Here is an 18894-nt window from a genome sequence, read left to right on the forward strand (position 1 = left end):
GCACTCAATGAAACCCAAAAGGAGGCCATCGTGGCTGCGATACCGAATGATGTGAGGCCGCTGGCGCTCCGGGTCCACGAGCAGCTGAGTGCCGACATCATCAGCGGAACCATCCAGGCGGGTTCGGCCCTGGCCCAGGAGTCCGTGGCGGCGCAATACGGTGTCTCCCGCACCCCTGTCCGGGACGCGCTCACCCAGTTGACGCTGGAAGGGCTGACCACCCTCGTCCCGGGCAAGGGTTATATCGTCAACCGGCTCGACGAGCGTGAGATCGAGAACGTCTTCAAGGTGCGCTATGCCCTGGAATCACTCGCGGTCCGGGACGCCATCGGGTCCTACACGCCGCAGCAGCTCGTGCGGCTCGGCGGCCTCGTGGACGAGACGGAAATCGTCGACCCGCAGGACAGCGGTGAACTCTTCCGGTTGGGCAGGGCCTTCCATCTGGCCCTGATCGAACCCTCGGACAACGACTACCTGCGCGGCGTGATCTCCTCCATCTGGAACCATCCCATCCAGCACCGGATCACGTTGACGTACCGGCAGGGACCGGAGCACCAGGCCAAGGTCATCCACGATCACCGCAGCATCCTACAGGCACTGAAGGACCATGACGCCGAGCGTGCCGTCGAGGTCCTTGCCCACTGCCATGACGTGAAAGACCCCAACCGCTACGAACATATCGGCTGAGGACCGCTCCCGGCCTTCAGGATCCGGAGCGGGCCGGACCCGGCCTGCAGGATCCCGGGGCGGGCCGCACGCCCTAGGCCCCCACGGCCGAGCGCACGCCCGCCCGCCACACCGCGGCGGTCAGGGGCATGCCGGGTCGGTAGGCGAGGTGCGTGGCCGACGGGGCGTTGAGCAGGTGCAGGTCGGCCCGATGGCCGACGGCGAGGGAACCCACGGCACGCTGGCCCTCGGCATCGACCCCGGCATGCCGCCCGAGCGCCAGCGCCCCGCCATAGGTGGCGGCCCGGACCGCCTCGTGCACGCTGAGTCCCATCTGCAGGACGGCGGTGGTGACGCAGAAGTTCATGGAACTCGTGAACGAGGTCCCCGGGTTGCAGTTGGACGCCAGGGCGATTTCCACGCCGGCATCGAGCAGTTGCCGGCCGGGCGCCAGCGGCTGGCGGGTGGACAGGTCGCAGGCCGGCAGGCAGGTGGCCACGGTGCCGCGCTCCCCCGTGCCGCTGGCCCGGTCCCAGCCGGCCCAGCTGCCGGCGAGCGCGGCGACGTCGTCGTCGTGCAAATAGTTGACGTGGTCCACGCTGGCTGCCCCGAATTCCACGGCCAGCCGCACGCCGGGACCTTCACCCAGCTGGTTGCCGTGCACGCGCAGTCCGAGGCCGGCGTCCCGGCAGGCCGCCAGCACCCGGCGCGACTGGGCCTCGGTGAAGGCCCCGCGTTCGCAGAACACGTCGGCCCACTGCACGTACGGCCTTACCGCCGCGAGCATGTCCCCGCAGACCAGGTCGGTGTAGTCGTCGGCGTCGATGCCGGCCGGCACCAGGTGTGCCCCGAGGTAGGTGACCTCGTCGGCCACGGTGGACGCGATGCGGGCGCTGCGGGCCTCCTGCTCCACGTCCAGGCCGTAGCCGGTCTTGGTCTCCAGGTAGGTGGTGCCGCCGGCGGCCGCCTCCGCCACCCGGGCCAGCAGCAGGCGCGTGAGGTCGTAGTCGCTGGCCTCGCGGGTGGCGCCGGTGGTGACGGCGATCCCGCCGGCCTGGTAGGACTGGCCGGCCATCCGTGCCTCGAACTCGGCGGTGCGGTCTCCGGCAAAGACCAGGTGCGTGTGCGAATCCACCCAGCCCGGCAACACGGCCCGCCCGCCGGCGTCGAACTGTTCGTCGGCATCGGGGGCCTGCGCCGCGGGCCCGAGCCAGGAGATGCGCTCCCCCTCGATGATCACCGCGGCGTCGTGCAGCACGGAGTCCGCGCCGCGGGCCGGGTCCTGCGTGTGCAGTTCGCCGATGTTGGTGACGACAGTGCTCATTCAAACTCCTTCAGGGCGTCGGCCAGCAGCTCGGCCGGCCAACCCAGGCGCCGGTGGCGGCCGTTGACGGCCAGCAGGTCACCGGCAACGACGACGGCGGAAACGTCCGCTGCGCTGGCGCTCAGCGGCAGTTGCCCGGGCTTTGAGCCTACCGTGCGCACGCTGCCGGGGTTCACGGCCATCAGGTCGCAGGCCATTCCGACGGCGATGCCGGCCACCGGGGTGCCCATGGCGGCGGCGGCTCCGGCGGACACCGAATCCAGCAGCTCGGCCGGTGCAAACCGGCCGCGCTGGCCGCTGGCCAGCCGTTCGCCGTGTTCCAGCGCCCGCATCTCCAGCCAGGGGTCGATGACGGCGTGCTGGTCGGTGCCGACGGCGATCCGGGCGCCGGCGTCCGCCAGCTCCCGGGCCGGGCCGATGCCGTCGGCGAGATCGGCTTCCGTGGTCGGGCACATCACCACGGTGGCACCGGCTTCCCCGAGCAGCGCGATGTCCCCCGCGGTCAGGTGCGTGGCGTGGACGGCGCTCAGGCGTGGCGACAGCAGCCCGTGCCGGGCCAGCAGGCCGGCCGGCGTCACCCCGTAGGCGGCCAGGCAGGCCTCATTCTCGGCCGGCTGCTCGGAGAGATGGATGTGCAGCGGCAGGCCCTCGGGCAGGTGCTCGGCGATGAGCGGCAGCGCGGCCTCGGGCACCCCGCGGACCGAGTGCAGGGCGGCGCCCACCGTGATCCGCGCCGGGTCGAACCGGTCCGCGACCACGCGGCGCAGCGAGTCGAGCCGGGCCAGCCAGGCCTGCACGTCGCCGTCGCCGAAGCGCTGCTGCTCCGGCGCCAGCGGGACGCCGATGCCGCCGGCCAGGTAGCAGGTGTCCAGCAGGGTCAGCCGGATGCCGGCCGCCTCGGCGGCCCGGCACAGCGCCAGTTCCATCGCGTGCCCGCCGTACCCGGGGGTCTCCGGATCATCGCCTGTCGGACCGGATAGGTGCCCGCCGCGGCTCCCGCCGGCAGCGCTTCCGGCCCCGTACGGGCTGCCGTCCGGGCGGTGGTGGACGTAGTGGAACTCCGCCACGCTGCTGAAGCCGGCCGCCACCATCTCCGCGAACACCGCCGTCGCCAGGCGCTCGTAGTTCTCCGGGGTCAGCGTCCCGGCCGCGCGGTACATCTGCTCCCGCCAGGTCCAGAAGTCGCCCCGGCCGGCGTGGGTGCGGCCCCGCAGCACCCGGTGGAATGCGTGCGAGTGCGCGTTGGCGGCGGCGGGAAAGACCACCCCGTCGAGCACCAGCACGCCGTCAGCCGGGTCGGGCCGGGGCGCCGTGCCCACCTGCGTGATCGTCCCGGCGTCGTCGCAGCCCAGCAGGACTCCCTCGGCCACGCCGGCCGGGCCCAGCCAGGCGCGCTCGCACCAGATGCCGCTCACAGCAGTGCCTCGAGCACGTCCGCCAAGGCTTCCGCGCCGGCGTCCGCGTCCCAGGGCTCCACGTATTCCTCCGGGGAGTGCGAGATGCCGGAGGGGTTTTTCACGAACAACATGCCGGACGGCACCCGCGAGGCCAGCACGCCGGCGTCGTGCCCGGCACCGGTGGCCAGCACCGGCGCGCCGGGCAGGGCGTTCTCCAGCTGGCGCTGCAACGCGGAGTCGAAGTGCACGGTTCCGCTGTAGGACTCTTCCGTCAGCGACACGGAGCAGCCCTCGAAGGCGGCGATCTTCTGGGCCTTGCCGTGGATGGCCTCGACCAGGTGCGCGGTGACGGCGTCGTCCGGGTGCCGGGCGTCCAGCCACAGGTCCACCCGCGAGGCGATCACGTTGGTGCCGCCGGGCACCGGCTGGAGGCGGCCGACCGTGGCGCGGGCGTCGGGCTGCTTGGCCGCGGCCTGCTGTACGGCCAGGATGATCTGCGCCGCGGCGACCATCGGGTCGGCACGGTCGGCCATCAGCGTGGTGCCGGCATGGTTGCCCTGGCCGGTGACGCTGATCCGCCACCGCCCGTGGCCGAGGATGGAACTGCCGACGGCGATGGTCGGGCCGTCCTCGCCCAGGCCGCGGCCCTGCTCCACATGCAGCTCGATGAAGTCGCCGATCCGCGCCAGCGCCTCCTCGTCGCGCCCCAGATGCGCAGGATCCAGCCCGTTGGCCCGGGCGACGTCGGCGAACGTGTCGCCGCTCTCGTCGCGCAGGTTCCGGGCCTTGTCCGGATCGATGGCGCCGGCCAGCAGCCGCGAGCCCAGGCAGGCCACACCGAAGCGCGATCCTTCTTCTTCCGGGAAGACCGTGACGGCCAGCGGCCGGTTCGGCTCGACGCCGCGCTCCTTGAGGAGGTCCACGGCGGCGAGCGCGGAGGCGACGCCCAGCGGCCCGTCGAAGGCGCCGCCGCCGGGAACCGAATCCAGATGGCTGCCGGTGACCAGGGCGCCGGGCTGCGGCTCGCCCCACCACGCCCAGATGATGCCGTTGCGGTCCGTCTCCACGCCCAGCCCGCGGCGTTGGGCCTGTTCGATGAACCAGTCGCGCAGGCCCAGTTCCGCGCTGGAATAGACCGGCCGCGAGTACCCGCCGCGTTGCGCGTCACGGCCGACGTCGGCAATGGATTCCAGGAGGGAGGACACAGTTTCCATCTGCGCCTACTTGCCCATCGGGATGTGGATGCCCCGTTCGGCCGCGACCTCGACGGCGCGGTCGTAGCCGGCGTCCACGTGGCGGATCACGCCCATCCCCGGATCGTTGGTCAGCAGCCGCTCCAGCTTCTGCGCCGCCAGTTCGGTGCCGTCCGCCACCGACACCTGGCCGGCGTGGATGGAGCGGCCGATGCCGACGCCGCCGCCGTGGTGGATGGACACCCAGGTGGCCCCGGAGCTCGCGGCGGTCAAGGCGTTCAACAGCGGCCAGTCCGCGATGGCGTCCGAGCCGTCGGCCATCGCCTCGGTCTCCCGGTACGGCGAGGCGACGGAGCCGGAGTCCAGGTGGTCGCGGCCGATCACGATCGGCGCCGAGACCTTGCCCTCGGCCACCAGCCGGTTGAAGAGCAGCCCGGCCTGGTGGCGCTCGCCGTAGCCCAGCCAGCAGATGCGCGCCGGCAGCCCCTCGAACTCCACCCGCTCGGCCGCGGCATCCAGCCACCGGTGCAGGTGCTCGTTCTCCGGGAACAGTTCCTTCAGGGCGGCGTCGGTCACCTCGATGTCCTTCGGGTCGCCGGAGAGCGCCACCCAGCGGAACGGGCCCAGTCCCTCGCAGAACAGCGGCCGGATGTAGGCCGGGACGAAGCCCGGGAACTCGAAGGCGCGCTCGTAGCCGCCCTTGCGTGCCTCGTCGCGGATCGAGTTGCCGTAGTCGAACACCTCGGCCCCGGCGTCCTGGAACTCGACCATGGCCTGCACGTGCCGGGCCATGGACGCCTGCGCCTTCTTGGTGAAGCCGACCGGATCGGCCTGGGCCTCGCGCTGCCAATCCGCCACGGAAATGCCTTCCGGCAGGTACGACAGCGGATCGTGGGCCGAGGTCTGGTCGGTGACCACGTCCACGGTGATCTCGCCGGCCCGGTGCCGGCGCAGGATCTCGGGGAACACCTCCGCCGCGTTGCCCACGTAGCCCACCGACCAGCCGCGGCCTTCTTCCTTGGCCTTCATGGCCTTCGCGACGGCGGTGTCCAGGTCGGTCTCCACCTCGTCCAGGTAGCGTTTGCCCACGCGGCGGCGGAGCCGGGCCTCGTCCACGTCCACGATCAGGCAGGCGCCGTCGTTGAGGGTGACCGCCAGCGGCTGGGCTCCGCCCATGCCGCCGCAGCCGCCGGTCAGCGTCAGCGTTCCGGCCAGCGTGGGCGACGCGGTCTTGCCGGCCTCGTGCAGCTTGGCGCCGACGGCGGCGAAGGTCTCGAAGGTGCCCTGCAGGATTCCCTGGGTGCCGATGTAGATCCAGGACCCGGCCGTCATCTGGCCGTACATCATCAGCCCTTCGGCCTCCAGGCGGCGGAATTCCGGCCAGTTGGCCCAGTCGCCCACCAGGTTCGAGTTGGCGAGGAGCACGCGCGGGGCCCAGGGGTTGGTGCGCAGCACGCCCACGGGCTTGCCGGACTGGACCAGCAGCGTCTCGTCGTCTTCGAGTTCCGCCAGCGTCTTGACGATCGCGTCGTAGGCTTCCCAGGAGCGTGCGGCGCGGCCGGTGCCGCCGTAGACCACCAGGTCCTCGGGGCGTTCCGCCACTTCGGGATCCAGGTTGTTCATTAGCATCCGGAGCGGAGCCTCGGTCTGCCAGCTCTTGGCGGTGAGGGTGGTGCCCCGGGAAGCCCGGATGCGGCGGGAAGGGTCGTGCTGGGTGAACGTCATCGTCATGCCCTTTCTGGCGTGGAGGTACTTCTCTGGTTATGTTCTTCGGTCCCATTGGCCGCCGAGCCCTCCGGCGCGGCGAAGAGCGTGCCGGCCTGTTCGGCCAGCAGCAGCCCGAATTTTTCGGCGGCCTCTGCCGTGGTGCGGTAGCTGGGCGCGACGATGCTCACCGCGGCAACCACCTTGTCGCCGGCGAAGACGGGGGCCGCGACGGCGGTGACGTCGGCCTCCACGCTGTCCGCCTGCACGGTGTACCCGCCCCGGCCAACCTGTCCGCTGAGGGCCGCCCCGGCCGCGCTGCCCGCCATCGGGAAGGTCCGGCCCACCCAATTCACGTGCCGCACGGTATGGGTGCCCTCTTCGATGGCTATGTACAGCCCGTGGTCGTTGCCGGCGGTCACGCTCAGGTACGCCGACTCCCCGGTCTGGTCCACCAGGCTCCGCAGGACCTCCCGGCCCGCATCCACCAGCGACTCGTGGCTGAGCGCCTGGACACCCAACTGCACCATCCGGAAGCCCGGCCGGTAGAGCGCGTTGTCGCGTTTCGCTGCGAACCCGTTGGCTTCCAGCGTGCGCAGCAGGCGCAACGCGGTCGACGCCGACAGGCCCACCGCCTTGGCCGCATCGGCGAGCTTGACGCCGTCGTGCTCGCAGACGATGCGAAGCAGCGCCAGGGTGCGGTCCGCCGCCCTGGTCGTAGGATCCGCTGCCGTTCCTGACGCCATGCCTGCTCCTCGGTAACCATCCAATGTTGCAGCCAGTAAAACATCAATTTCATGCAGCGGCAAGGAATAAGCAAAAAACCCTTGACCCCGGCAGCACGGATGGGTAGCTTCAGGTAGCAAGCCACGCTCGTTTTACTGATCGAAACAGGTATGCCGCGTACCGGCAGAAACAAGGAGATCCTGATGCGCCCATTGATGTCCGCGGCCACCGCGCCCCGCCGCCCCCTGCTGGCCACCGCCTCGGCTGCGGTGCTGGCCGGCGCCCTCCTGCTGACCGGGTGCGGCTCCGGCAGTCCGTCCTCCACCGGCGGCGGAACGGAAACCGCAGGGGCGCCGGCAGACGCCAACCTGGACCAGGTGAGCCTGGGCCTGATCCCGATCGCGGACGTGGCGCCGGTTTACCTGGGCATGCAGGAGGGCTACTTCGAGGAGGAAGGCATCCAGCTGTCCATCCAGCTGGCCCAGGGCGGGGCGGCCATCGTTCCGGCGGTCATGACCGGCGAATACCAGTTCGGCTACTCCAACGTCATCTCGCTGCTGATCGCGCGGGACAAGGGGCTGCCGATCACGGTGGTCTCCAACGGCTCCAGCTCCACCAATGAGCCCGGGAAGGATGGGACCGAGGTGGCGGCCATGCCGGACAGCGGCATCGAGAGCGCCGCGGACCTGGTGGGCAAGACCGTCGCCGTCAACGCGCTGAACAACTTCGCCGACGTCACCATCCGGAACTCCGTGGAGCAGGCCGGCGGCGACCCGGACGCCGTCGACTTCGTCGAGATGCCGTACCCCAACATGCCCGCGGCACTGGAGCGCGGCGACGTGGACGCGGCCTGGACCACGGAACCGTTCCGCACGCAGATCCTGGACGCCGGCGGAAAGATCGTGGCCAGCCCGATGACCGACCTCGCCGACGACTTCGATTCGGCCTTCTACTTCGCCTCCGAGCAAACCCTGCAGGAGGACCCCGAGCTCGTTGAGCGCTTCCGCCGGGCGCTGGAGAAGTCTTTCCAGTTCGCCTCGGAGAACGAGGACGAGGTGCGCACGATCATCCAGGATTATGCCAAGGTCACGCCCGAATTGGCCGAGAAGATTGTGATCTCCCGCTGGTATCCGGAGGTCAACATGGAGGGCCTGCAAAAGCTGGGGTCCGCGGCCACCAAGTACGGCGTGCTGAAGAACGAGCCCGACTATGACGCACTGATCGCGGACTGATCCCCGCCCCTCCCACCCGCCACTCCCACCTTCACCCGCACCCGCACCCGAAAGGCACCATGTCCCAGCTCCAGACCGCCCCCGTCTCCGTCTCCGTCGGACCCCTCTCCCCCGCCGACGTCGTCGCCGTCGCCCGCCACGGCGCCGCCGTCGAACTCAGCGAGGAATCCCTGCAGGCCATGGCCGAATCCCGCAAGGTGATCGAGGCCCTGGTGGACGACGACGTGCCGCACTACGGGGTCAGCACCGGCTTCGGCGCCCTGGCCACCAAGCAGATCCCGGTGCAGCTGCGCACCCAGCTCCAGCGCAGCCTGATCCGCAGCCACGCGGCCTCCTCCGGGGCCGAGGTGGACCGGGAGGTGGTGCGCGGGCTGATGCTCAACCGGCTGGCGACGATGGCCACCGGCCGCACCGGCGTCCGCCCGCTGGTGGCCCAGGCCTACGCGGGCATCCTCAACGCCGGCATCACCCCGGTGATCGGCGAATACGGCTCCCTGGGCTGTTCCGGGGACCTCGCGCCGCTGGCCCACTGCGCACTCGCCCTGATGGGTGAGGGCCAGGTCCGCACCCAGGAAGGCGAGCTGGTGGCGGCCGCCGACGCACTGGCCGCCGCGGGCCTGGAGCCGGTGGAGCTGCGGGAGAAGGAAGGGCTGGCACTGATCAACGGCACCGACGGCATGCTGGGCATGCTGATCATGGCGTCGGCCGACCTGCACCGGCTGCTGAAGACCGCCGACCTCGCCGCGGCCATGAGCATCGAAGGTTTGCTCGGCACCGACTCCGTGCTGGCGGAGGACCTGCACGCGCTCCGGCCGCACCCCGGCCAGATCGCTGCGGCCGCCAACATGCGCACCGTCCTGGCCGGTTCCGTCCTGATCGCAGAGCAAAAGTCAGCCGGAGCCGATGCGCAGCACCGGTTCACCCGGGTCCAGGATGCGTACTCCCTGCGCTGCGCACCCCAGGTGCACGGCGCGGCGCGCGCCACGCTTGCCCATGTGGAATCGGTGGCCGGCTACGAGCTGGCCTCCGCCGTCGACAATCCCGTGGTCACCCCGGACGGCCGGGTGGAGTCCAACGGCAACTTCCACGGCGCCCCGGTCGGCTACGCGCTGGACTTCCTGGCCATCGCCGTGGCCGACCTTGCCTCGATGAGCGAACGGCGGACCGACCGGTTCCTGGACACCGCCCGCAGCCACGGCCTGAATGCTTTCCTGGCCGATGATCCGGGGGTGGACTCCGGGCATATGATCGCCCAGTACACCCAGGCCGGCATCGTCAGCGAGCTCAAGCGGCTCGCCAACCCGGCGTCGGTGGATTCCATCCCGTCCTCGGCCATGCAGGAGGACCATGTGTCCATGGGGTGGTCCGCGGGGCTGAAACTGCGCCGCGCCCTGGACGGGCTCACCCGGGTGCTGGCCATTGAACTGCTCACCAGTGCCCGCGCCCTGGACATGCGCGACGGCGGCGTGGAGACCTCCCGCAGCGCCCCGGCCGTCACCGCTGTGCGCCGGGAGATCCGCAAAACCGTCGCCGGTCCAGGCACCGACCGCTATCTCTCGCCGGAAATCGAGGCGGTCCGACTGCTGGTGGACAGCGGCGTGCTGGTGGACGCCGTCGAACAGGCGGCGGGCACGGCACTGAACTGATGCGTTCGGCATAGACTGGTGCCGGACAATCGCCGCGTCCGGCAGGCCGGACCGGATGCGGCGCAGGGACTCTGGGGGCCGGCACCGGGAGGACCTGCTGCATGGCCGCCAACACGCCCGAGGGACAGCCGAGCCGGCGCAGACTGCTGCAGCAGACGGTCCCCGTCCTGGCGGCCGGCATCGGGACCGGGGCGTTGGGCACGGCCGGGGCGGCCGCAGCAACCCGGCCGGATTCCGCACCGGATGACGAGCGGATTGCGCGCTTGGTGGCGGACCCGACGTCGGCCACCCACCGGGAGCTGCTGCAACTGCTGGCCCCGACAATCGCGGCTGCCGCCCAAACGGCGGCCAACGGGCGCGTCGATCCGCGCCAGGCCGGTTACGACGTCGTCCTGCTGCTGGGCCAGTCGAACATGCAGGGCTGCGGCCTCCCCTTCGATCCGGCCATCGACGTGGAGCTCGACGGGATCGACCAGCTGGCGGGTTCCGGCCCGTCCGCGGGCCGGGTCATCACGGCCAGCGAACCGCTCTGCCATGTCGCCAGTGTGTGGGTGGACGGCCGGCCCGCGGTGGGACCCGGCCTCGAATTCGCGCGGCAGCTGTGGCTGGCCCAGCCGGCCGGCCGCAAGGTGTTGCTGGTGCCCGCGGCCCTGGGCGGCACCTCGATCACGGGCAACGCCGACTACTCCTGGGATCCGGACAACAAGACTGCCCGAACGAACCTGTGCCACCGCGCGCTGGAGGCCGCCCGGCAGGCGCTCTCGCTGAATCCGCGCAACCGTTTGGCGGCGGTCCTGTGGCACCAGGGCGAGTCCGACGCGGTGCTGGGTGCCTCGGAGGGCTGGTACCGCCGCAAGTTGCTGCAGATTATTGATCTGGTCCGCGACGCGCTGGGGCCGGCGCCGTTCCTGATCGGCGGGATGGTGCCCGAATGGCTGCCCGATGACCGGCGGCGGCGCGGCATCGAGGCTGCGCACCGCTCCGTGGCGGCGCAGCGGTTGCGGACGGCGTTCGTGGCGGGCCCGTCCGGCGCCAGCCAGGATGCCGAACAGATCCATTACAGTGCCGCCGGCGCCCGCGAGCTCGGCCTGCGCTTCTACCGCGCCTTCGAGGCCGAAACCTCGGACCGGGCCCGGTAGCCGGGCCGAACTCGGTCGCCGGAGCCGGCGCGGCCGGGCTCGGCAGCCGGACCCGGCGGGCCAAGGGAGGGCGCCGCACCGCTGCGGGGTGCGCGGTTCAGGCCTGCCCGACCGCCCGCCGGGAGGCGACGAACGCCGCGACGCAGGCCTCGACGTCGTCGGCGCTATGAGCGGCCGAGAGCTGCACGCGGATCCGCGCTGCGCCCTTGGGCACCACCGGATAGCTGAAGGCGGTGACGTACACGCCGTGGGCGAGCATGGCCTCGGCCACCCGCCCGGCGAGGACCGCGTCGTGGAACATGACCGGGACGATCGGGTGCACGCCTTCGAGCAGATCGAACCCTTCCTCGGCCATCCGCCGGCGGAACAACGCCGTGTTGTCCTGCAGCCGCGACCGAAGGTCTGCCGAACCGCCCACCAGTTCCAGCGCCTTCAAGGTGGCGGCCACGATGGCCGGCGCGACGGAGTTGGAGAACAGGTACGGACGGGCCTTTTGCCGCAGCACGGTCACGATTTCGCGGCGGCCGGACACGTAACCGCCGGAGGCACCGCCGAGCGCCTTGCCGAAGGTCCCGGTGTAGATGTCCACCCTGTCAGCCACCCCGGCATGCTCCGGGGTGCCGGCACCGTTGGCCCCCATGAAGCCGACGGCGTGCGAGTCGTCGACCATCACCAGCGCGCCGTATTCTTCGGCCAGTTCGCAGATCCGTTCCAGCGGCGCCAGGTAACCGTCCATGGAGAACACGCCGTCGGTGACGATGACGGTCCGCCGTGCGCCGGCGCCGTCGTCCATTGCCGCAGCCTGTTGCAGCCGCTCCTGAAGTTCGGCCATGTCCCGATTGGCGTAGCGGAACCGCACCGCCTTGGACAACCGGATGCCGTCGATGATCGAGGCATGATTCAGCGCGTCCGAGATGATGGCGTCCTCCGGCCCGAACAAAGATTCAAAGACCCCGCCGTTGGCGTCGAAACAGGACGAGAACAGGATGGTGTCCTCGGTGCCCAGGAAGCGCGACACCTCCCGTTCCAGCTGCAGGTGGAGGTCCTGCGTGCCGCAGATAAACCGCACGCTGGCCATGCCGAACCCTCTCTCGTCCATGGCGGCCTTCGCGGTGGCGATGATGTCCGGATGGTCGGCCAACCCCAGGTAGTTGTTCGCGCAAAAGTTCAGCACCTCGCGGGTTGACCCGTCCTCCGGGCCGGCGGAGATGTGGCTGGACTGCGGGGTGGTGATGCGCCGTTCGGCCTTGAACAGTCCGGCGGCGCGGATCTCCTCCAGCTCCGAGACCAGCTGGTCCTTGAGTGTTCCGTACATGCTTCTCCTCCCTAGATCCGGGTCCAGTCCAGGACCACTTTGCCGCTTGTCCCCTGCCGGGCCGTCTCGAACCCGCGCTCCCATTCGGCGGCCGGCAGCACGTCGGTGATCACGGAGGAAATCGCCGCGTGCAGGGCCGGGCTGGAGGAGAGCATGGCGCTCATCGCGTACCAGGTTTCGAACATCTCGCGCCCGTAGATGCCCTTGAGCGTGAGCATGTGGGTGACCACCTTGGCCCAGTCGATGGTGATGTCTTCGGCCGGCAGCCCCAGCAGCGCGATCCGGCCGCCGTGGGTCATGTTGTCGATCATGGCCCGCAGTGCCGAGCCGCGGCCGGACATCTCCAGCCCGATGTCAAAACCTTCGACCAGTTCCAGTTGCCGTTGTGCGTCCGCCACCCGGGCGTGGCTGACGTCCACCACCATGTCGGCGCCCATGTGCTTGGCCAGCTCCAACCGTTCGGCGGACACGTCGGTGACGGCGATCTTGCGGGCGCCGGCGTGGCGTACTACCGCTATCGCCATCAGCCCGATGGGCCCGGCGCCGGTGATCAGCACGTCTTCACCGACCAGCGGAAAGCTCAGTGCCGTGTGCACGGCGTTGCCGAACGGATCGAAGATCGCGCCCAGTTCGGGCGTGACCGCCGGGTCGGTGTGCACCCACACATTGGTTTCGGGGATCACCACGAACTCGGCGAAGGCACCGTCACGCTGCACGCCGACGCTGACCGTGCGGATGCACATCTGCCGCCGGCCCGCGCGACAGTTCCGGCAGGTCCCGCAGACGATGTGGCCCTCCCCCGAGACCCGGTCGCCGATCTGCACGTCCTGCACGGCGCTGCCGGCGGCCACGACCTCGCCATAGAACTCGTGGCCGGGGATAAGCGGCGCCCGGACCGCCTCCGCGGCCCAGTCGTCCCAGGCCTGGATGTGCAGGTCGGTGCCGCAAATTCCCGTGGTGTGGACCTTGATCTTGACCTCGCCGGTGCCGGGTTCCGGTTCCGGACGGTCGACCAGCTCGAAGCCGGCCTGTGGGCCGGGCTTGTAGAGCGCCTTCACGCGGTGTCCTTTCGCTAAGCGGGCCGGCGCGTCCGGCCGCCCGGGCTGTGGCCCGGATCACTAGGCCAACTCTACGTAACTGTCTTGGCGAAGTGGAGCACGTCACAGTATCCGTCGCGTCAGGGGCAGGGTAGCTTTGCTCGCAACCGGCGGCCGCAGGGCATCCTCAAGTCACCGAATGCGAACCGGGCAGGCCGACCCCATAGGAACAGGAAACCGGTCCGGAGCCGCGTGCCGTGAAAGCCGGTGGAAAGGCCGCGGAAGCGCAGGCTAGACTGTGACCCCGGCCACAGGTGCGTGGCTGCGATCCGGTAAAAGGGGTTCTCCAGTGCCGCACCCAGCCCAGCCAGCGTCCCGGCCCGTGCAGGACCAGGCCTACGCCGCGCACGAGCGGCTGGATCCGATGCAGCTGTCCGCCGGGACCGGGAGCATCAGGGGGCTGCGCGCGGTGGTGCGCGACTCCTGGCAACGGTCCTTGCGGCACGCGGCGGATCCGGATCGGGCGCTGGCTCCACTGGTCATGGCCGCGGACGCGCTGGACGAGTTCCGCCGGAACCATCCGTTGTCCGCCATCATGCCGATCTTTGGCCGGCTGCTGGTGGAGCCCAGCCGCGACGCGGGGATGCTGGTGGCCGTGGGAGACCGGCACGGGCGGCTGCTCTGGGTGGACGGAGAGGCCCGCCTGAAAGACCGCGCCGAAGGCATGATGTTCATGCCCGGCACCGACTGGTCGGAGGCGACCGTGGGCACCAGCGCGCCCGGCACGTCGCTCGCGTTGGGCCGTGGAGTCCAAATCGCCGGTGCCGAGCACTTCAGCCGGGCGGTCCATTCATGGAACTGCACCGCCGTCCCCATCAAAGATCCCGAAACCGGCGCCGTCCTCGGCGTCGTGGATCTGACCGGCGGGGAGGAAGCGGCCGCGCCCCACACGCTGTCCTTGGTCCGGGCGGCGGTAGCGGCGGCCGAGGCAGAGCTGCGCATTCTCCGCCTCCAGGCAGCCGCCCGGCACGACCCGGGGACGCGGAGCCGGTCAGCACCTGCCGGCCCGATCACGCGGCGTCGGGGGACGCCGGCCCGTCCGGAGGGCGAATCCGGAACCCGCCCGAAGGCCGGTCTGCGCATCATGGGACGCGATCAGGGACTGTTGGAACTGGCCGGCCAGCGGATCGAGTTGTCGCAGCGGCACACGGAGATCCTCACCCTGCTGGCCCTGCATCCCGCCGGCCTGACGGCCGGGGAACTGGCGGACCAGCTCAACCCGCGGGCCCAGGGCGCTACTTTGCGCGCCGAGATGGTGCGGTTGCGCAAGCTGCTGGCCGGCATCAGCCCTGCCGCCGTGCCCACATCCCGGCCCTACCGCCTCCCCCACGAAGTGGCCGTCGACGCGCAGCAGGTCCTCCGGTGCCTGGCCCGCGGGGCACACCGGCAGGCTCTTGGCCTGTACCGCGGGCAGGTCGTTCCGCGGTCGGAGGCGCCGGGCGTCGTCAGTTTCCGCCGGCACGTCAGCGCCACCCTGCGCGAGGCAGTGCTGAGCAGTGCATCGCCGGATGAAGTCCTGCGGTACCTGCAGCTTCCCGAGGCAAAGTACGACGGCGAGGCCTGGCGCGCGGCGCTGCGCCTCCTGCCGCCGCGCTCACCCAAGCGGGCCGCGGTCGTCGCGGTGCTGGAACAGTTGGAAGCCGGGGACTGACGGGACCTTCGGAACGCTGCCGACCGTGCAGGCGGAGCCGGTGGTCTGGCGGCCCCTCTGCACCGTGCCGCGGCTGGAGCCGCAGCATGGGCAACCGCTGCAACCTGATTGCAACGTTGCCCTCCGTAGGCTCTGGGGACACAGACAGTGCGGTCTGCCGGGCCGTGGGGGTCCGGACACCGAAGCCAGAGGAGTCGACCATGACTGTTTACGCCCAGCCCGGAACCGAGGGATCACCCGTCAGCTTCAAGCAGCGCTACGAGAACTGGATCGGCGGCGAATGGGTCGCCCCGGTGAAGAACCAATATTTCGAGAACCCCTCCCCCGTGACCGGCAAAACGTTCTGCGAAGTGGCACGCGGGACCGCCGAGGACATCGAATTGGCCTTGGACGCCGCCCACAAGGCGGCACCGTCGTGGGGCAAGACCTCGGTAGCGGACCGGGCCGCCGTGCTGAACCGGATCGCGGACCGGATCGAGGAGAACCTGGAACTGCTGGCCGTGGCCGAGACCTGGGACAACGGCAAGGCCGTGCGCGAGACCCTGGCCGCCGACATCCCGCTGGCCGCCGACCACTTCCGCTACTTCGCCTCGGCCATCCGGGCCCAGGAGGGCCGGCTGTCCCAACTGGACGACGACACCACCGCCTACCATTACCACGAGCCGCTGGGTGTGGTCGGGCAGATCATCCCCTGGAACTTCCCCATCCTGATGGCCACGTGGAAGCTGGCTCCCGCGCTTGCGGCGGGCAACGCCGTCGTTCTTAAGCCTGCGGAGCAGACACCGGCGTCCATCCTGGTGCTGATGGAGCTGATCGCGGACATCCTGCCGGCGGGCGTAGTCAACGTGGTCAACGGTTTCGGCGTAGAGGCCGGCAAGCCGCTGGCGTCCAGTCCGCGGATCCGCAAGATCGCGTTCACCGGCGAGACCACCACCGGCCGGCTGATCAGCCAGTACGCGTCGCAGAACCTAATTCCGGTCACGCTGGAGCTGGGCGGGAAGAGCCCGAACATCTTCTTCTCCGATGTCGCCGCCGAAAACGACGCGTTCTACGACAAGGCGCTGGAGGGCTTCACCCTGTTCGCGTTCAACCAGGGCGAAGTCTGCACCTGCCCGTCGCGGGCGCTGGTGCAGGAGTCGATCTACGACTCGTTCATGGCCGATGCCCTGGCCCGGACCGAGTCGATCATCCAGGGCAACCCGCTGGACACGGACACCCAGGTCGGCGCCCAGGCCTCCAACGACCAGCTGGAGAAGATCCTGTCCTACATGGACATCGGCCAGCAGGAGGGCGCGAAAGTCCTGACCGGCGGCGGCCGGAACATCCTGGACGGGGACCTCGCCGACGGCTACTACGTGAAGCCCACCATCTTCGAGGGCGACAACAGCATGCGGATTTTCCAGGAAGAGATCTTCGGGCCGGTCGTCTCGGTTACCCGGTTCGGGAACTATCAGGAAGCCCTGCAGATTGCGAACGACACGCTCTACGGGCTTGGAGCCGGCGTGTGGAGCCGCAACGGGAACGTGGCCTACCGGGCCGGGCGCGAAATCCAGGCGGGCCGGGTGTGGGTGAACAACTACCACGCCTACCCGGCGGGAGCGGCGTTCGGCGGCTACAAGTCCTCGGGCATCGGCCGCGAGAACCACGCGATGATGCTGGACCACTACCAGCAGACCAAGAACCTGCTGGTCAGCTACAACGAGAACAAGCTCGGCTTCTTCTAAAGACAGGTCACGTCATGGCGTCTGCTTCACCGCAGGGGCAGGGTGCACCCACCCCGCCCGCCGCGAAACACGAGGCGGCGCTCGAGGCCGCGGTGGCGCTGCCCGGGGAGGATTTTTCCCGGGTGGCGCTCACTGGACCGGCGGTCGGGCTGCTGCAAAAATTGTGGGAGACCCACGGGCCGCTGATGTTCCATCAGTCCGGCGGCTGCTGCGACGGTTCCTCCCCCATGTGCTATCCGGCCGGTGAATTCCTCACCGGCGATGCGGACGTGCTGCTGGGCACGTTCGACCTTCCCGGCCGCGGGAGCCTGGACTTCTGGATGTCGCGGGAGCAGTTCGCGTATTGGAAACACACGCATCTGACCGTGGACGTGGTGGACGGGCGCGGCAGCGGGTTCTCGGTGGAGGCGCCGGAGGGCAAACGCTTCCTGATCCGCTCCCGGCTGCTCGACGGGAGCGGGCAGCCGGCCTGAGGGGGCGGTCGGGGCCGGGTGCCGATCTCCCTGACGCTCCGGTTTGGGCCCCTGCTCCGCTTATTAGGCGGAGCAGGCGCCCGAACCGGAGCAGGAGCGGGGACCACCGGGGGCGCGGACCGGAGCAGGAGCGGGGACCGGAGCAGGAGCGGAAACCTTGACTGCCCGCGCGGCTAGCGTTCGAAGAGGCAGAACGGGTGCCCCGCCGGATCGAAGTACACCCGGACGTCGTCCTGCGGTTGGTATCCGGCACGTTCAGCCCCTACCGACTCGGCGTGAGAGCAGTCGGCGGCCAGGTTCTCGACGACGATGTCCAGGTGCATCAGCATTTGCTGTTCGCCGGGTTCTTCGGGCCAGACCGGCCGGCGGTAGTCCTCCTCCAGCTGGAAGGACAGCCCCGGCCCACCGCCCGGATTGGCCAGCGTAACCCAGTCTGGCTCGATGGTGCGGATGTCCCAGCCCAGCAGCCGACCGTAAAACTGAGCCAAGGCCAGCGGATCCGGCGCTCCCAGCACCGTTGCATGCAGCTGCAGTCCTGTGGGGCCGGGCATCGCCGCTCCTCCCGTGGACGCACTTCCTGGGCAGTAGTCCGGCCATGCTACTGCGGCGGCGGCGCCGCGGCTAGCTCCCGGACAGGACTTCGGCCAGCGCCCGCTCCGCCACGCCGCGCAACAACCGGTTGTCATCCGAGGAGGTCAGCAGCACCGTCGCGATGTTCAACGCCCAGCCGCGGGCGCGCTGCCAGGTGTCCGGGGAAACGTCGGTGCGCGCTTCGACGGCCGCAATAAACTCCCGGCGCCCCGGGGCGTCAAACACCAGCCAGGCGGCGGCCAGGTCGGTGGCCGGATCGCCCGCGGTGATGTCGCCGAAGTCGATCACGGCCGCCAATCGGTTTCCGTTCACCACCAGGTTCCCCGGGTGGAGGTCGCCGTGCAGCCACAGTGCCGGTCCCTCCCACGCGGGCACGGCGGACAGCTGGCGCCACAGCGCCGTGACACGTTCTGCCTCCGGAATGGCCCCGGAAGCCAGGCGCTGCTGCACGGCGGCGTTGCGGGAGGACAGCGGCACGCCGCGCACCGGATTCACCGGGGCGCCCACCGGGGCGGGCACGTGCAGCGCGGCCACGAACGCCGCCAGCCCCGGGGCCAGCGATCGCCGTTCCTCCGGCTGAAGGCGCCAGGCAGCCCGGCCCTCCAGCCACGGCACTACCGACCAGGACCAGGGATAGTACGACGTCGAGCTGCCGCGGCGCGTCGGGGCCGGCACGGCGAGGGGCAGCTCCCGGGCCAGGGACGGGAGCCACTGCTGTTCATGCAGCACCAGATCCCCTGCCGCGGTCCGGCGCGGCAGCCGGACGGCCAGATCGGCTCCGAGTTTGAACGTCACGTTGTCCCGCCCGTTGGCCACCCGCACCAGTGGCAGCCGGGCGAGGTCCGGGAACTGGTCCGAGAGCAACCGCTGCACCAGGTCGTTACTGATGTCGATTTCGGCAGCAGGCATCGAAGCCATCTGTTTCCGTACTCCCCTTAATCGGCGGGCGTGGCCCCGCCGGCGGCGAAGGCTGTCGTACCCGGTCCGGTAGTCCAGCGGAACCGGCCCGATGTCGG

16 protein-coding genes are annotated in these 18894 nt (G+C 70.3%); 7 read left to right on the top strand and 9 right to left on the bottom strand.

Going from position 1 to position 18894, the window contains the following annotated elements; all coding sequences use genetic code 11:
- The first annotated feature begins 30 nt into the window (after nucleotides 1–30).
- Nucleotides 31–687, top strand: coding sequence for a GntR family transcriptional regulator (locus AC5RUH_RS08010; RefSeq protein ID WP_494128305.1), 657 nt, complete (start codon nucleotides 31–33; stop codon nucleotides 685–687).
- Nucleotides 688–760: 73 nt separating this feature from the next.
- On the opposite strand, the gene hutI is transcribed toward AC5RUH_RS08010, so the two are convergent.
- From hutI to AC5RUH_RS08035, 5 genes are read right to left on the bottom strand one after another with little or no spacing between them, the layout of a single operon-like run.
- Nucleotides 761–1990 carry an imidazolonepropionase gene (gene hutI, locus AC5RUH_RS08015; RefSeq protein ID WP_494128306.1) on the bottom strand — a complete coding sequence of 410 codons (1230 nt, stop codon included), beginning with the start codon at nucleotides 1988–1990 and terminating at the stop codon, nucleotides 761–763.
- Nucleotides 1987–3405 carry a formimidoylglutamate deiminase gene (locus AC5RUH_RS08020; RefSeq protein ID WP_494128307.1) on the bottom strand — a complete coding sequence of 473 codons (1419 nt, stop codon included), beginning with the start codon at nucleotides 3403–3405 and terminating at the stop codon, nucleotides 1987–1989. The genes hutI and AC5RUH_RS08020 overlap by 4 nt, the downstream gene beginning before the upstream one ends.
- Complete coding sequence (locus tag AC5RUH_RS08025; RefSeq protein WP_494014246.1) at nucleotides 3402–4601, bottom strand: allantoate amidohydrolase; 1200 nt, start codon at nucleotides 4599–4601, stop codon at nucleotides 3402–3404. The genes AC5RUH_RS08020 and AC5RUH_RS08025 overlap by 4 nt, the downstream gene beginning before the upstream one ends.
- Before the next feature lie 6 nt (nucleotides 4602–4607).
- The gene (gene hutU, locus AC5RUH_RS08030; RefSeq protein WP_494128322.1) at nucleotides 4608–6305 is read right to left on the bottom strand and encodes a urocanate hydratase; all 1698 of its coding nucleotides are present in this window, start codon (nucleotides 6303–6305) and stop codon (nucleotides 4608–4610) included.
- A gap of 2 nt (nucleotides 6306–6307) precedes the next feature.
- Nucleotides 6308–7030 (bottom strand): IclR family transcriptional regulator, encoded by a 723-nt coding sequence (locus AC5RUH_RS08035; RefSeq protein ID WP_494002501.1) that lies wholly within the window; start codon nucleotides 7028–7030, stop codon nucleotides 6308–6310.
- Nucleotides 7031–7213: 183 nt separating this feature from the next.
- Here AC5RUH_RS08035 and AC5RUH_RS08040 point away from each other — a divergent pair, with 183 nt between their 5' ends.
- From AC5RUH_RS08040 to AC5RUH_RS08050, 3 genes are all read left to right on the top strand, one after another.
- On the top strand, nucleotides 7214–8242 hold the full coding sequence (locus tag AC5RUH_RS08040) for an ABC transporter substrate-binding protein (protein WP_494002502.1): 1029 nt from the start codon (nucleotides 7214–7216) through the stop codon (nucleotides 8240–8242).
- Between the two features lie 59 nt (nucleotides 8243–8301).
- Entirely contained in the window at nucleotides 8302–9888 is a 1587-nt protein-coding gene (gene hutH, locus AC5RUH_RS08045; RefSeq protein WP_494014247.1) for a histidine ammonia-lyase, read from the top strand.
- Nucleotides 9889–9989: 101 nt separating this feature from the next.
- A complete protein-coding gene (locus AC5RUH_RS08050; protein ID WP_494128308.1) occupies nucleotides 9990–11027 on the top strand; it encodes a sialate O-acetylesterase in 1038 nt (345 codons plus the stop codon).
- A gap of 97 nt (nucleotides 11028–11124) precedes the next feature.
- Here AC5RUH_RS08050 and AC5RUH_RS08055 read toward each other — a convergent pair whose 3' ends face one another.
- Both AC5RUH_RS08055 and tdh read right to left on the bottom strand, forming a co-directional pair.
- A complete protein-coding gene (locus tag AC5RUH_RS08055; RefSeq protein WP_494128309.1) occupies nucleotides 11125–12342 on the bottom strand; it encodes a glycine C-acetyltransferase in 1218 nt (405 codons plus the stop codon).
- 11 nt (nucleotides 12343–12353) lie between these two features.
- A complete protein-coding gene (gene tdh, locus AC5RUH_RS08060; RefSeq protein ID WP_494128310.1) occupies nucleotides 12354–13400 on the bottom strand; it encodes an L-threonine 3-dehydrogenase in 1047 nt (348 codons plus the stop codon).
- Nucleotides 13401–13728: 328 nt separating this feature from the next.
- Here tdh and AC5RUH_RS08065 point away from each other — a divergent pair, with 328 nt between their 5' ends.
- From AC5RUH_RS08065 to AC5RUH_RS08075, 3 genes are all read left to right on the top strand, one after another.
- Nucleotides 13729–15090, top strand: coding sequence for a GAF domain-containing protein (locus tag AC5RUH_RS08065; protein WP_494128311.1), 1362 nt, complete (start codon nucleotides 13729–13731; stop codon nucleotides 15088–15090).
- A 200-nt stretch (nucleotides 15091–15290) separates the two neighbouring features.
- Nucleotides 15291–16814 (top strand): acetaldehyde dehydrogenase ExaC, encoded by a 1524-nt coding sequence (gene exaC, locus AC5RUH_RS08070; protein ID WP_494026413.1) that lies wholly within the window; start codon nucleotides 15291–15293, stop codon nucleotides 16812–16814.
- A gap of 14 nt (nucleotides 16815–16828) precedes the next feature.
- The gene (locus tag AC5RUH_RS08075) at nucleotides 16829–17287 is read left to right on the top strand and encodes a DUF779 domain-containing protein (protein ID WP_494128312.1); all 459 of its coding nucleotides are present in this window, start codon (nucleotides 16829–16831) and stop codon (nucleotides 17285–17287) included.
- A gap of 173 nt (nucleotides 17288–17460) precedes the next feature.
- On the opposite strand, the gene AC5RUH_RS08080 is transcribed toward AC5RUH_RS08075, so the two are convergent.
- Together AC5RUH_RS08080 and AC5RUH_RS08085 are read right to left on the bottom strand one after the other, a co-directional pair.
- On the bottom strand, nucleotides 17461–17838 hold the full coding sequence (locus AC5RUH_RS08080) for a VOC family protein (RefSeq protein ID WP_494128313.1): 378 nt from the start codon (nucleotides 17836–17838) through the stop codon (nucleotides 17461–17463).
- Between the two features lie 70 nt (nucleotides 17839–17908).
- A complete protein-coding gene (locus AC5RUH_RS08085) occupies nucleotides 17909–18787 on the bottom strand; it encodes an aminoglycoside phosphotransferase family protein (protein ID WP_494128314.1) in 879 nt (292 codons plus the stop codon).
- Nucleotides 18788–18894 lie beyond the last annotated feature (107 nt).

The organism is Arthrobacter sp. Y3223166 (genome assembly GCF_059090935.1).

What these genes read in the sequence shown, in the direction of transcription:
- hutI (WP_494128306.1), bottom strand. Translation starts at nt 1,990, where the DNA reads ATGAGCACTGTCGTCACCAACATCGGCGAACTGCACACGCAGGACCCG.
- AC5RUH_RS08025 (WP_494014246.1), bottom strand. Translation starts at nt 4,601, where the DNA reads ATGGAAACTGTGTCCTCCCTCCTGGAATCCATTGCCGACGTCGGCCGT.
- hutU (WP_494128322.1), bottom strand. Translation starts at nt 6,305, where the DNA reads ATGACGTTCACCCAGCACGACCCTTCCCGCCGCATCCGGGCTTCCCGG.
- AC5RUH_RS08035 (WP_494002501.1), bottom strand. Translation starts at nt 7,030, where the DNA reads ATGGCGTCAGGAACGGCAGCGGATCCTACGACCAGGGCGGCGGACCGC.
- AC5RUH_RS08040 (WP_494002502.1), top strand. Translation starts at nt 7,214, where the DNA reads ATGCGCCCATTGATGTCCGCGGCCACCGCGCCCCGCCGCCCCCTGCTG.
- hutH (WP_494014247.1), top strand. Translation starts at nt 8,302, where the DNA reads ATGTCCCAGCTCCAGACCGCCCCCGTCTCCGTCTCCGTCGGACCCCTC.
- AC5RUH_RS08050 (WP_494128308.1), top strand. Translation starts at nt 9,990, where the DNA reads ATGGCCGCCAACACGCCCGAGGGACAGCCGAGCCGGCGCAGACTGCTG.
- AC5RUH_RS08055 (WP_494128309.1), bottom strand. Translation starts at nt 12,342, where the DNA reads ATGTACGGAACACTCAAGGACCAGCTGGTCTCGGAGCTGGAGGAGATC.
- exaC (WP_494026413.1), top strand. Translation starts at nt 15,291, where the DNA reads ATGACTGTTTACGCCCAGCCCGGAACCGAGGGATCACCCGTCAGCTTC.
- AC5RUH_RS08075 (WP_494128312.1), top strand. Translation starts at nt 16,829, where the DNA reads ATGGCGTCTGCTTCACCGCAGGGGCAGGGTGCACCCACCCCGCCCGCC.
- AC5RUH_RS08080 (WP_494128313.1), bottom strand. Translation starts at nt 17,838, where the DNA reads ATGCCCGGCCCCACAGGACTGCAGCTGCATGCAACGGTGCTGGGAGCG.
- AC5RUH_RS08085 (WP_494128314.1), bottom strand. Translation starts at nt 18,787, where the DNA reads ATGCCTGCTGCCGAAATCGACATCAGTAACGACCTGGTGCAGCGGTTG.